The following is a 12,243-nucleotide window of genomic DNA, read 5'->3' on the forward strand; positions in this document are numbered from 1 at the left end:
GAAACACAGCCACATATTGTTGTGGTTTTATTTAATATCAGCAGGGTTTACTGATGTTATCTCTGTGAAGCGTTTAAAATCATCCGTGTTGAAGGTGAGCAGGTGACTGATGGTGTGAACTTTCATCGCCGCAGCGATACGCGCATCAGGCGAGGGTTTGCCCAAGACCTGGTGTTGCGAGACCAGAAGTTTCCATTCGTTATAGATGGCAGGAACATCGGGTTTTAAGAAAAAGACGGTGGTGAATTTCTCCAGGTGCAAGCGTGCTTCGTCGGCAGTCAAACCTAAACCGTTCGCCTTTTGCGGACGAGTAGCAATCGCCCAGAATTCGTATAAATTCTGAGCGAGAACAAAAATTTCTTCACCTCTGCTGAGAAGCGTTCCCACTGACTGTTTGGCGATGCCGTGCATGGGGTGGCTTGCTTCTATGCTACGCGCCAGCACGTTGGTATCTAAAGCGTAGCTCATAATTGGTTATTTTCGCGTTCTTGATAAATGCTCTCGCGGGTATCATCGGCTATCGCGCCAATGACTGAATGGCTCTCTACCCACTCGCGCCAGAGGCTGGCTTTTTCAGAAGAACTTAACTGCTGAGTTTCTGATGGCGGAATTTTATCTCGAAGAAGACGGTTCAAATACTCATCTATGGAAATGCCAAGCGCGTTTGCCTGAGCCGCCAAACGTTCAGCCGTCTCCGGTTTTATCGTTTCAAGTATTGCGCTCATGGGCGCATTTTAACACGAGGTCATTTGAATGTTCACTGATTTTTTGGCGATTCATTTCAAGGCTGCGAACACGAATGATGTCAGGTTGTTGCGGAAATGTAGGAGAATGCTTGTTCTAAAAAATTATCCAGATTGTTTGGACGCGGGTTCGCGGATTCGCGTCAGGAAACAAACTTTCCGGTCTTAGGATTGTAAATAATTCGCCTGATGAACGGGCGATGAAAAATCGTTTTGCTGTCAACTGCAATGGAAATGCTGCGACCGAAGTTCACCGAAATTTTATGACCGCGATAGCGCACATCTTTAATCGAAAACCGTAGCGGCGCACGCGCAAGCGGCGCGATTTCAATCAACCCATCTTCACGCGGAGTGATGCCGATTAGAAAACGCATGAGCAAATCGTTATAGGAGGAATGAAAATAATCCGCAAGCCAGCGAATCGGTTCGCCGGTGTGCGAATTGTAATGTTCGACGACACAAGGGACAGACAAATCATTATTGCGAAATTGCATCTTCGTATGACGGTTTAATAATTCCAGCCAGGCTGTACGCAAACGCTCATCATTGGTCATTCGCGCGCCGTTGGCGAGCGCGTCCAAGACCAGCGCGTTACTGAAAACCCAGGTCGGCCCGTTCCAACTGTCAACGTAGCTGTAAGGTTTGTCAGGCGAAGCGTGCGGTCCCACTTTCCACCGTCCCGCGGCATCGAATGCCGGTGAATCCTGCGAAGCCGATGGCACAGGAAAAGCCGTCCAGAATGCTTTCGGGTCTAGCAAGTGATTGAAAACCGCTGCTTCATCTTTGGTTGCGAGCAGACCGAATAGAAAAGGGAAGAAACCATCAGCCTGTTTGGCTTCCAGGGCTTTTTCATCGGTGGTCGGATGAATATCGTAAAAGAATTGGGTGCGCTCGTCCCAGAGTTTGTCTTTGACGGCACGGCGAATATTTTCCGCGCGCTTCAGGTAGTCGGTTGCGGTTGGCGAATCGCCAGATATTGCCGAGGCTTTGGCAATTGCCAGGTTATTTAAAAAGTAATAGGTCGCTTCATCAACGCGCTCTACGGACAGGTATTTTTTGTAAATCGTCGGGTCTTTGGTGAGGTGATTATCGGTTACGAATTCATCGCCTTTCGTATGATCCCAGCGCGGCACGGTGAAATAATGAAAACTCGGTTGATATTCCATTCCGGTAATCCAGGTGCCCCAGGTAGTCGGTAAAAAATCCTGGTCTTCATCTTTGGCTTCTTCCGAAGCGACAAACCTTTTCATCACCGGCAAAGCTTCTTTGATTAACTCCGGGTTCGGCGCGACCAGATGCAGTTGCCAGATGGCAAACGGCGTCCAGTTGAGGTAATCAAAAAAATCGTCTTTGGTAATGGCGACGCGAGCCTGTCCGTTTGCAAGCGATTTGTCATTGAGCCAACGCGCTTCCATGATTTGCAAAGGCAGGGGCAAGCCGATGACTTTGGTAAACCACCGACCGGCGACGCCTTCGTAGATGACGCGGTCGCGATACGGATGATTGGAGACGAATTTGCGCGTGTTGATTGAACATTTTTTTACCAGATACCAGCGATAGTAATACATCTTCTTTATCGCTTCATCGGAACAATTAAACTCCGGCACGCTATCAGCGAACCATTGATTGAATTCTGCGATTCGTGCATCAAACGCATTCCGCTTAATCGCTGATGCAAGTTTATCGGCGCATTCTTTCTGAGAGTTTCCGAAGATCATTCGCACGGAAAATTGTTTGGTTGATTTAGGGTTAATCGTTATTGGCTGCGTCAAGTCAGCATTCAAGGTGCTGCCAAAGCCGCTGCCGTTCATTAAGTAAAATTTTTCGATTTGCAAATCTGTAAAGTAATAGGTGGTCGGTTTGAATCGGATATGCCCTTGAACTGTGTTCGATGCCCGCGAAACATCAGGTTTGGGTTGGTCGGATGTTCCCGCCCTGAGCAAATCTATCACCCGAATGCTGAGCGTGTGACTGAGTGAAGGGGATGAATTAAAAACCATTAAATTACTGAAAACCTCTTCGTTATCGTTGATAAATTTGGTCTCTTCGATTTCAAATGTGATTGCGCCGCTCGCATCGTTCAATTGATAACGAGTTTTTACGTAAGCCGGTGTCCAGGTGTTCTTGATGGGTTTTGCCGTGAGCGGTTTGCCGTTACTGGTGAATTCATATTTGAACAAGCCTTTGAAATCGGTGGCGTGAACGTAGTAGACCTGTCCGACGAATCCGGGTTCAGCGTCGAGCCAGCGCGTCAGTTTGCTGTCGAGTTGCGGCAACCATAACCCTTCGCCGCCAACATCCGCGCGTACACTGTTTTTCAAATAGTTATTGATATCCGGCGGATTTTTAATCGCCGGTCGTTTGGTCTGCGCTTGCTGAGAATCGATTAAAGAAATAATGACGGCAAAAGCCAGGAGCAAAGTTCGCGCAAGATGAATGCCGTTTAATTTCATACTTACCACCTGAAAATGTTCGTGTGGTTTATATCAAAATGGCGTACACAACACAAAATTGTAAGAGATGGATGAGATTTCTGTGAGCCTGCGATAAGAAAAATAACTTGAGCATCCTTTCCGAAAAATTGCTCATCCATAGCCGCCGACAAACAAGGGAGAAATAAACGTGACACCAGTAAAAAGCGTTGGATATTATCTTGCCATTGTCTTGGTAACGGCATTCTCAATTCTGATTATAAATTGTTCAAAAGCGGTGCCGTCACGAAACAGCCGGAAAGGGAATTTGAATAACGGCGCCGAAACGACTCAGATAACTAGGCAAGAAGCCAGCAATCATGAAACTTCTGAAATCATTCAGACTTTAATTCCAGATGATTTTGCGATAGACGAAGAGATAGACCGGTTTAACCGCGATGAAATAATAATTGAACTGACAAAATTAGAACCACAGACGCAAGGTGTGCGAGCGCTCAGTGTGGCGTATCTGCTTGCAAGTTTAAAACACGATTATTTAACCAACCAGAAAAAGATAGTAAGTTTATTACAATCCTGTAGCCGTGAAGGAATCAATCGAATAGGTTCAATCCAATGTGAAATGGCGACAGATTATGGAATCCGATTATTTGAAAAAGGCGATGACTCGTTGCTTAATCCTTTGCTTGATATGGGGTTGGTCAGTGATGGCGACCTGGCGGAAATGTTAGGCAGTTTTTATGCAGACATTCTCCAACATCAACCTGAAAAGTTTCTCCTTGCATTGCAGACACGAAAGCCAAAAGAACAACGCGAACTTGCCTGGTTGGCAGGCGCAGAAGATGGGAGCGGTATGCCTCCTGAAACCTTATCTGAAGTGATGATTTCGCTTGAACGAATATCCGAGCAGAAGAGCAATCGTCTGGCAGACACCGCAAGACGATGTTTAAAGGAAATTGAAAAAGTAAATCACAGGATTAACCGATTAACCAATGAGTGATGGGACACCGTTAATCAATACAGCGAATTCTCGATAGGCTGGACATCCACAACCTTCTTCAAACTCAGGGGGCAGTTTTAAACTGACGCTCAATGGTTTCTTTGAGCTTTAGGTTTTTAATAAAAGATTGAAACTGTTTTGGAATCTGTACGTTCAAAACCAAACATCAGGCGCGGTTAAACCAAAATGCAAAGCGCATTCATTGTTTTTCGACTAGCTCGACATCTGTCCGTTCACGTCGCTCACACGATTGAATCGCAGGTCGAAACTTACCCGGACGATTGGCGACTCGACCTCGCATCAATCATTCTATTCGGCGCTTTCGCCGGTGTTTCCGTGGGCGCGTGGACGGGCGGTATTCACACCGTTTATGTCGCAAGCAAAGTGCCGTTGTTGCTGATTGGCACTTTGCTCATCGGTTTGCCGTCGATGGCGCTACTCGGGCGATTGCTCGGTTGTTCGCTAAGTTTAACCGAGACTGCCAGTCTTACGCTTTCATCCATCGCCCGCACAGCGGTGGTGCTTGGCGCGCTGTCACCGGTGACTACCTACTTTGCGCTGACGCTCCCGTCGCGTGGCGTGAGTGTTTATCGCGCGGTGGTGCTCTTGCAGGTTTTTAGTTTTGCTATTGCAGGGTTCGTCGGCGTGGCGGCTTTGCGTAAACGATTAGCGAGAGTTGTCCTAAGTCGCAGCCACCAACTGCGTATCATTTGTCTGTGGTTATTTATTTATTCATTCGTCGGCGCGCAACTGACCTGGTTATTGCGCCCGTTTTTAGGCAACCCCGGCGCGACCGTTGAATACTTGCGCCCATACGGCGAACGCATCGGCGTTGATAGCAATTTTTATGTTTCGGTTTATCTGCTCATCAAACATTCACTTTTTTAATCACCGAGCTTGAACGATGAACGATGAATAAAAAAATTTTGACCCTCCTTCATCGTTCATCGTTTGGCGTTCAAGCTTTTTTCCTGGGGAGGAATAGACATGCGTCACACATTATGGATTGAGTTATATTTTCAAAAGGCTGCAACGGTCATCGGGCAATTGTTGCGCCGCTCGGATAGCGCAAGCGCAGGACTTCGCGCCGATGGTGGTGTGCCCATCTGGGATGCGTTGATTGTGGCGTTGCCGCTGGCGGCGTTTTACGGCATGGGTATGGGGCTTGGCGCGGGCTTTCGCACAGCGATGTATAACGGCGCGAAATTGAGTCTTATCTTATTTGCATCGGGTGCGATTTGCTTGCCGTCGTTTTATGTTTTTTCAACCCTCGCCGGTTCGCGCTTTTCATTCAAAGAAGCGGCGCGTTCCATCGCCGGGTTTGCCTTGATCGTATCGGTCATCTGGGCGGCGCTTGCGCCGGTCACCGGTTTTTTTACGGCAAGCGTATCATCGGGCGGGTTTCTCATCGCGCTACATGTAATAGCGATTTTTCTGGGCTTTTCCATCGGTGGCTCGATACTCGGTCGCGCGCTGGCTGGTACAAAACAATATCGTCGGATTCCCGCTTCCAATCTACAGTATGAGATTTTAGAACTGCCTGAAATTTCGTCGCAGCCTTTGCCAACCGCAAACGCCAAAGCCCGCGTGTCACCGGTATTTTTCATCATCTGGTTTGGCGTCTATGCTGCGGTTGTCAGCCAATTGTTCGTTGATTTCACGCCCTACCTTGAAGCCCACTCGTTCTTGCGCGGCGAACGCATTTTCTTTTTGGATGCTGCCCGACAGGTTTTAAATTGGGGGTCGGCGGGTTGAGTAAATTTGTAAGCATATGAATGTATGGCAGCGAGTTTATCGCCGGTTTGTTGAGGGCAATCCGATTGGCGTTGGACAACCTGCCGTACATTCAATTAAAACATGCCACGAACCATGCACGAGATGCCGCACCGACCATTACCCATTCCAAACTGCTCAGAACCCCATCAACCTTGCCGCAGCAGCATTATCATCGTCAGTTTTAATGCCAGGGAAAAACTCGCTCGCTGTTTGGATTCAATTGTTAAAAATCTTACAAACGATACGGAAGTAATCGTTGTCGATAATGCGTCTTGGGAAAGCAATGCCGAGATGGTTGAAAGCGCATACCCTGCGGTTGCTCTCATTCGCTCTGAAACCAACCTGGGATTTGCAACCGGTTGCAACCTCGGCGTTCGCCAGGCTCGCGGAAAGTATCTGGTATTTCTCAATCCCGATACCCTTGTCGAAAACAATTGGCTGGAAAACCTGATTCGTCCATTTGAGGAAAAAAGTGAAGTGGGAATTATCACGCCGAAAATTTTATTAAGCGACCGCCCCGATACCATCAATGCCTGCGGAACCGCTGTGCATCTGACCGGTTTGAGTTTGTGCAGAGGTTTAGGGTTGCCGCGTCAAAGGTATGACGGTTTCGGAGAAGTCGGAGCCATCTCAGGCGCGGCTTTCGCCATCCGACGCGAATTATTTGAGCGGCTCGGCGGGTTCGATGAAGATATGTTTCTTTATATGGAAGATATTGATTTATCGCTAAGGGCAAGATTGACCGGTTGGCAAACCTATTACACACCCGATTGCACGATTTTTCACGACTACGAACTGCGAGTCACGCCCTTGAAAGTTTTCTGGCAGGAGCGCAATCGTTACTTGATGCTACTGAAAATTTTCAAGTGGCGCACCTTAATCTTGCTTTTGCCTGTGTATCTTCTTGCCGAAATGATTACCTGGAGTTTTGTGTTCATTCATGACCGTCAGCATTTGATGAACAAACTGAATGCCTACGGTTGGGTCATCAGAAACTGGTCAACAATCCTGGGCAAACGCGCGACGACCCAGTCGCTAAGAGCGGTTACGGATCGCGAACTCTTAAAGGCGATGACCGATCAGTTGGATTTTGGACAAGCCTCCAGCGGAATTGTCGCGAGACTTGCGAAGCTTATCTTTACTCCCATTTTTTACCTGCTCAGAAAATTTATTTTAGCCATTGTCTGGTGGTAAATGATTAGTAGCTTTTCCAGGAAGTCGCTTTTTTAAGGCGGAATCTCATAAATCGAAAATCTCCCGGAAGGGGATTCATATAACAGATTGAGATGATCAAATCTTGCGCGAGTTTGAACCTCGCCCATCGCCAGAACATAACGCGCCCCCAGGGTTTTCAAAATCGGCAGATGCGGCGACAGCTTAACCACAACCGCATCATCTTGCGTACTGTTGAATCGGGTTCCCTGATTGGGTTCGCCATATTCAAGTTGCACCAGGGCAAAGCGATTGTATTGCGGTTGATAAATACCCGAGGGGTCGAACTTGCGCCATAAAGCCAACTGTGGGGGCCAGTGTTCGCCCGAGAGCGAGCGACCGCCAAGAAGCGTCACCAGGATGCCCGGATGAACGCCGCCATAACATAACCACAGAGGACGGTCGCTGGATTGCTGGTTGAGGCGCACGATTTGTTCGGCAAGTTCGGAGTGATAGAGGTGGTTCAGGTTGGTTGCCAGCGGATTGAATCGTGAGGTCGTGGCGATTAAAATCACACCGAGTACGGCGCAAAAAATCAGTTGTCTGCCATTTAATAAACAATATGACAAAACCCCTGCGATGAATGAAACCAAACCAATAGCCGCAACCGGCAGAAAATTTTCGGTGAGCTTATTTAACGAATATCCGTGGGCGATAAACAACAGGATAACCATTAGGCTTACGACCCAGGGCATCAGTTTTTCCCACGGACTGAACTCGGCAAGCCGCGCTCTGGCAGTAAACGCCAGCACCTGCATACATAAAAAGATTGACGCCAGTCCGATGACGATGTCGGCGCGGTAAGGCGGCACGTAACTCAAAAAAGTCAACCTGGCGATGATTTCCGGTAAACCGATAAACAGGAAAAAGAGCATCGTGAGCAGAAACCCGACCATCAACCAACCGATAATGCCCACACCTTTGCGTAATCGCCTGGAGAGCGCCAAGCCCAAAAAAACAACCGGAAAAAGATAATAAAAAGAAGATGACTCGGTCTGATTTAAGAGCGCCTGCGGCGCACCGTAAATGGTTATCAGATTGTACAAGCCTTTAAACAGCAGGGCAAAAGTATAGTCGCCTCCCAAAGAGACACGCCGCCCCGGATAAACCGTTGCCGACATCACTTTCATATCCGGCAAACAGGTATAAAGAAAAGCCCCGATGATTAAACCGGCTACAGCAGTAGCTCCCAGTAAAGCAAAAAGCCGGGGTTTGTAATTCGATTTAAAGGAAAGGTCAAGCCGGTCGCGGATAAACAGTCCGGCAAAAACAAAGAGAAACAGATAACCCAGAGACACCTGCCAGGGGGGATATAAAATCATCACGAATCCGGCAAAGCTGAGACCCAGAAGCAGGGCGCAGGTGATGAGGGTCGAACGTTTCTCTGTACGAAACAGATGATAGGCGGTTAAACATGCCAGGGCGATAAAAAACGTCAGATGCGCAGGCCATAAAGACCAGCAGACCACATAAGCCGAAGCGCAAAACCAGAAGGCTCCGAAAGCCGCCAGTTTTTTATTCCCCTGCAAGAGAATTTCAAATAGCAGGTAAAGCGCCGTGTAGCAGGCAAAGATTTGAAACCACCAGTACCAGGCGAGTCCGCGTTGCGCGCCAAAGATGAAATATCCCCAGGTCGCCGGTCTCGCAAGCGTCGCAATATGCAAAACCGGCGCGTGTTGACTGAGCAGCATATTCTGCCCGTTGCCGATGTTGGTATTGATAACCGGAAATTTTGGCTTGTGAGATAACTGACTGAGCGCCAGCGGTGTGGCAATGACCAATTCATCCCAACGAATCCAACGCGCCCGCGCCATCAACCAATCGCGTTTGGAATCGGATTCGCCATCTGTAATGGTTGAGGGTTGCGGATGCCAGAGGAGATAGCCATTGTAAGGGGTTTCCGGTGCCCACCAATCGGCGGTCACCCCGGTTGATGACCCGTGAATTCCCCACAAAACGAGGAGCAGAAAAAATGCCCACAAGCCTAATAATGCCCTGGTTCGCGCGTTGAGAGACATTACCGCTTTAAAAAAAAATTGCCTGTCCATATTCACTAAAGATTAATTTGAGATTTAATAAAGACCCGCACGCATTTAACCTCAGCAAAGGTTCCGGATGATCTGCATAAGCCTCGCGAACCGGTTTTATCGTCAACGGTCTTTATGGAAAATCACTGTGCCACTTATCAAAGGTGGCTTCCCAGGGGAAATTCAATTTGGTTTAGCGAACCGTCTTTTTCCGTAAACCAATTGATGGTTTCATCAATTGGTTTTCGATGCCACTTAAACGAATCTCTAACAGCCGATCAAATTGGCATCATCCTTTTGCCGATTTGAGGTTGTTGAAAAAAGCGCCCCGACAATCAAAAAATAGCTCATCGTAAAGCAAGCGAAATCCCGCTTTATTTGGGGGTTTCATTGATATCCAGAACGATGGCTTGCAAAAGCAGTTGGAAACCGAGAATCAATGGCAACAACGCCAACATAATCGTTCCGGTAGGCGTCAAACGATTGGTTAGCATGGTTTCAACCCACAAATACAATCCGAAAACCGTGCCCCAGGCAAATAGCAACAGCCCCAGGAATAAAAAGAGCGCAATCGGCGAAAAATCTCTTAAAACATATTTTTGATACACCCGATAGAAAAACCGCCTGATTAACAGAAAGGGAAACGTCAAACCTATCTTGAATGGGTTGAGGTCGGATACCTCTTCGCCATAGTGCGCCGGGATGGCAACGTCGATGACCCGTTTCCTGAAAAAGTTCAGGTGAACCAACATATCATTTTCAAAGAAGAAGCGTTGATGAACCGCATCAAGGTTTATCGTTCGCAGGGCTTCCGCTTTAATCGCCGTATAGCCGTTTTGCGGGTCGAATACCTGCCAGTAACCGGAAGCCAGTTTGGTTAAAAACGTGAGCGCCACATTACCTAAAAGCCTGTGTTTCGGCATAAAGGTCAAAGACTCGGCAAACAGGAAGCGATTGCCTTTGGCGTAATCGTAATTCTGTTCGATTAGCGGATCGAGTAAGATAGGCAGATACTCAGGTGGCATCTGTCCATCGCCGTCCATCTTAACGATGATGGCGCATTGAAGCTCAACCGCTTTGCGATAGCCGGTGATGGTCGCGCCGCCGACGCCTTGATTCTCTGACGATTGCAAAACCATCAAGCGTTGATCTGCGATAGCCTTTGCGGCTTCATAAGTGTCATCCTTGCTGGCGTCATCAACGACGATGATATGGTCAACAAAATCCGGCAGGCTGCGGATGACCTGACCAATATAATGCGCTTCGTTATAGGCGGGGATGACGATGGCAATACGATGGTCTTTATACATTTCCCGATGAGTAACTCTTTAATTTGTTCGGGCAGCAAATGCCTCTTTAGATTAAGTGACGGACAGTTAATCGAGGATTAACTGAATTCCCAAATGTACGATTCAAAGGCTTACGGATTTGCCTCAGCGCCATCACCCATAGCAACGGCGCATTCCCACTAGCGAAAATTTCGTCCTGCTATTATCCGATGGTCTTGTTGACTTGGCAACTGCGCAGCGCGAAACCCGCCTTTCTTTACAAGCCCCGGCAAAGCTGGTAATTTTTTTTGGCTTATTTCAGAAGTAATTAAAGGTTTAAAATGCAGTCCAAACCCAAGCGTATCGGAATTTTTGTTATCGCTTATAATGCGGTCAACAAACTTGACTGGACGCTGGATCGAATCCCCAAAGAGGTGTGGAATAAAGTCGAAGAGGTCTTTCTATTCGACGATTGCTCTACCGATAACACCTATTACGCGGCGATTGGCTACAAGCAAGCCAGACAACTCGATAAACTCACCGTCCACCGCAACGCGCAAAACCTGCGTTACGGCGGCAATCAAAAAGCCGGATATCAATATGCCATTGCGCGCGGTCTGGACATCGTCGTGATGCTGCACGCCGATGGACAATACGCGCCGGAAGTTTTAAATAATTTGCTCGAACCGCTGGAAACCGATGATGCCGATATGGTTTTCGGTTCGCGCATGGCAGCCGGTGGCGACCCGCTTGCCGGTGGCATGCCGCTTTATAAATTTGTCGGCAATAAAATTTTGACCTTTTTTGAAAATCGCATCGTCGGCATGAATTTATCGGAATTTCATTCCGGTTACCGGCTCTACAGTTGCGAGGCGCTCAAGCGCATTCCCTTCATGCTCAATTCCAACGAATGGCATTTTGATACTGACATTTTGATTCAGTTCAAAGAAGCCGGTTTGCGTATCGCCGAACGCCCCATCCCGACTTACTACGGCGATGAAATCTGTTACGTCAATGGCATGGGCTATGCGTTCAACTGTATCAAATCGGCGCTCAAATATCGCTTTCACAAAGCCGGAATGCTGCACGAGCCGAAATACGATATTGCCAAAGACCGCTACGTTTATAAAAGCGTTGACCCTTATAGCAGCCACGCGCAAATCATCAAATGGGTCGAGCAGACGCGCCCGGCTGAAGTTTTAGAGATTGGCACGGCGACCGGTTATCTGAGCGCCGAGATGACCAAGCTCGGCTGCCGGGTCACAGGCATCGAGCAGGATGCGCAGATGGCAGAACTTGCCGCCGAGCATTGCGACAACCTGCTGGTTGGGGATGTTGAGACGATGGATTTCAGCGACCTCGAAAGTTATGATGCCATCATTTTCGGCGACGTGTTGGAACATTTGCGCGACCCGCGCGCGGTGCTCGAAAAATTGAGCGGCAAGCTCAAACCGGGCGGCAAAATTTTAATGTCTCTACCCAACATCGCGAACATCTGGGTCAGGCTGAACCTGCTTTTCGGGCACTTCAATTATCGTTCGGTTGGCATTCTCAATGAATCGCACCTGCGATTTTTCACCTGGAAAACCGCCAAACAACTGGTTGCCGATTCGGGATTGGATATTGTCACGACCAGTGTGACCCCGATTCCGCTTCCCATTCTGTTACCGGTTACCAGCAAAGGAAGGGGTTTCAGTTTTCTTCACCTGCTGAACTGGGGCGTCACCAAACTCCGAAAGACACTTTTCGGGTATCAATTTATTCTCATTTGTCAGCCGAAGTCCTGAA

Annotated in this window: 10 protein-coding genes; 5 read left to right on the forward strand and 5 right to left on the reverse strand. The window is 48.1% G+C overall.

The window, feature by feature from the left end; translation table 11 throughout:
- Nucleotides 1-27: 27 nt before the first annotated feature.
- From AB1757_01455 to AB1757_01465, 3 genes are all read right to left on the reverse strand, one after another.
- Nucleotides 28-468 (reverse strand): type II toxin-antitoxin system VapC family toxin, encoded by a 441-nt coding sequence (locus tag AB1757_01455; protein MEW6125702.1) that lies wholly within the window; start codon nt 466-468, stop codon nt 28-30.
- The gene (locus AB1757_01460) at nt 465-725 is read right to left on the reverse strand and encodes a hypothetical protein (GenBank protein MEW6125703.1); all 261 of its coding nucleotides are present in this window, start codon (nt 723-725) and stop codon (nt 465-467) included. The genes AB1757_01455 and AB1757_01460 overlap by 4 nt, the downstream gene beginning before the upstream one ends.
- Before the next feature lie 161 nt (nt 726-886).
- Entirely contained in the window at nt 887-3,196 is a 2,310-nt protein-coding gene (locus AB1757_01465) for a trehalase family glycosidase (protein MEW6125704.1), read from the reverse strand.
- Nucleotides 3,197-3,365: 169 nt separating this feature from the next.
- On the opposite strand from AB1757_01465, the gene AB1757_01470 reads away from it, so the two are divergent.
- The 4 genes from AB1757_01470 (at nt 3,366) to AB1757_01485 (ending at nt 7,142) form a co-directional block, all read left to right on the forward strand.
- Nucleotides 3,366-4,172: a hypothetical protein gene (locus AB1757_01470; protein MEW6125705.1), complete on the forward strand. Its 807-nt coding sequence runs from the start codon at nt 3,366-3,368 to the stop codon at nt 4,170-4,172.
- A 186-nt stretch (nt 4,173-4,358) separates the two neighbouring features.
- Nucleotides 4,359-5,060, forward strand: coding sequence for a hypothetical protein (locus AB1757_01475; GenBank protein MEW6125706.1), 702 nt, complete (start codon nt 4,359-4,361; stop codon nt 5,058-5,060).
- Nucleotides 5,061-5,159: 99 nt separating this feature from the next.
- Complete coding sequence (locus AB1757_01480) at nt 5,160-5,927, forward strand: hypothetical protein (GenBank protein MEW6125707.1); 768 nt, start codon at nt 5,160-5,162, stop codon at nt 5,925-5,927.
- Between the two features lie 123 nt (nt 5,928-6,050).
- Nucleotides 6,051-7,142 carry a glycosyltransferase family 2 protein gene (locus tag AB1757_01485; protein MEW6125708.1) on the forward strand — a complete coding sequence of 364 codons (1,092 nt, stop codon included), beginning with the start codon at nt 6,051-6,053 and terminating at the stop codon, nt 7,140-7,142.
- 32 nt (nt 7,143-7,174) lie between these two features.
- On the opposite strand, the gene AB1757_01490 is transcribed toward AB1757_01485, so the two are convergent.
- Both AB1757_01490 and AB1757_01495 read right to left on the reverse strand, forming a co-directional pair.
- The gene (locus AB1757_01490; GenBank protein MEW6125709.1) at nt 7,175-9,178 is read right to left on the reverse strand and encodes a hypothetical protein; all 2,004 of its coding nucleotides are present in this window, start codon (nt 9,176-9,178) and stop codon (nt 7,175-7,177) included.
- Nucleotides 9,179-9,561: 383 nt separating this feature from the next.
- On the reverse strand, nt 9,562-10,497 hold the full coding sequence (locus tag AB1757_01495) for a glycosyltransferase family 2 protein (GenBank protein ID MEW6125710.1): 936 nt from the start codon (nt 10,495-10,497) through the stop codon (nt 9,562-9,564).
- 299 nt (nt 10,498-10,796) lie between these two features.
- Between AB1757_01495 and AB1757_01500 the strand changes: the two genes are divergently transcribed.
- Nucleotides 10,797-12,242 carry a bifunctional glycosyltransferase/class I SAM-dependent methyltransferase gene (locus AB1757_01500; GenBank protein ID MEW6125711.1) on the forward strand — a complete coding sequence of 482 codons (1,446 nt, stop codon included), beginning with the start codon at nt 10,797-10,799 and terminating at the stop codon, nt 12,240-12,242.
- The last annotated feature ends 1 nt before the right edge of the window (nt 12,243 follow it).

It is taken from the genome of Acidobacteriota bacterium (assembly GCA_040754075.1).
Lineage (GTDB): Bacteria > Acidobacteriota > Blastocatellia > UBA7656 > UBA7656 > JBFMDH01.

Bases quoted from the DNA above. Each gene is read 5' to 3' on its own strand.
- AB1757_01465 (MEW6125704.1), bottom strand. From the start codon at position 3,196: ATGAAATTAAACGGCATTCATCTTGCGCGAACTTTGCTCCTGGCTTTT.
- AB1757_01460 (MEW6125703.1), bottom strand. From the start codon at position 725: ATGAGCGCAATACTTGAAACGATAAAACCGGAGACGGCTGAACGTTTG.
- AB1757_01485 (MEW6125708.1), top strand. From the start codon at position 6,051: ATGCCGCACCGACCATTACCCATTCCAAACTGCTCAGAACCCCATCAA.
- AB1757_01475 (MEW6125706.1), top strand. From the start codon at position 4,359: ATGCAAAGCGCATTCATTGTTTTTCGACTAGCTCGACATCTGTCCGTT.
- AB1757_01500 (MEW6125711.1), top strand. From the start codon at position 10,797: ATGCAGTCCAAACCCAAGCGTATCGGAATTTTTGTTATCGCTTATAAT.
- AB1757_01490 (MEW6125709.1), bottom strand. From the start codon at position 9,178: ATGTCTCTCAACGCGCGAACCAGGGCATTATTAGGCTTGTGGGCATTT.
- AB1757_01455 (MEW6125702.1), bottom strand. From the start codon at position 468: ATGAGCTACGCTTTAGATACCAACGTGCTGGCGCGTAGCATAGAAGCA.
- AB1757_01495 (MEW6125710.1), bottom strand. From the start codon at position 10,497: ATGTATAAAGACCATCGTATTGCCATCGTCATCCCCGCCTATAACGAA.
- AB1757_01480 (MEW6125707.1), top strand. From the start codon at position 5,160: ATGCGTCACACATTATGGATTGAGTTATATTTTCAAAAGGCTGCAACG.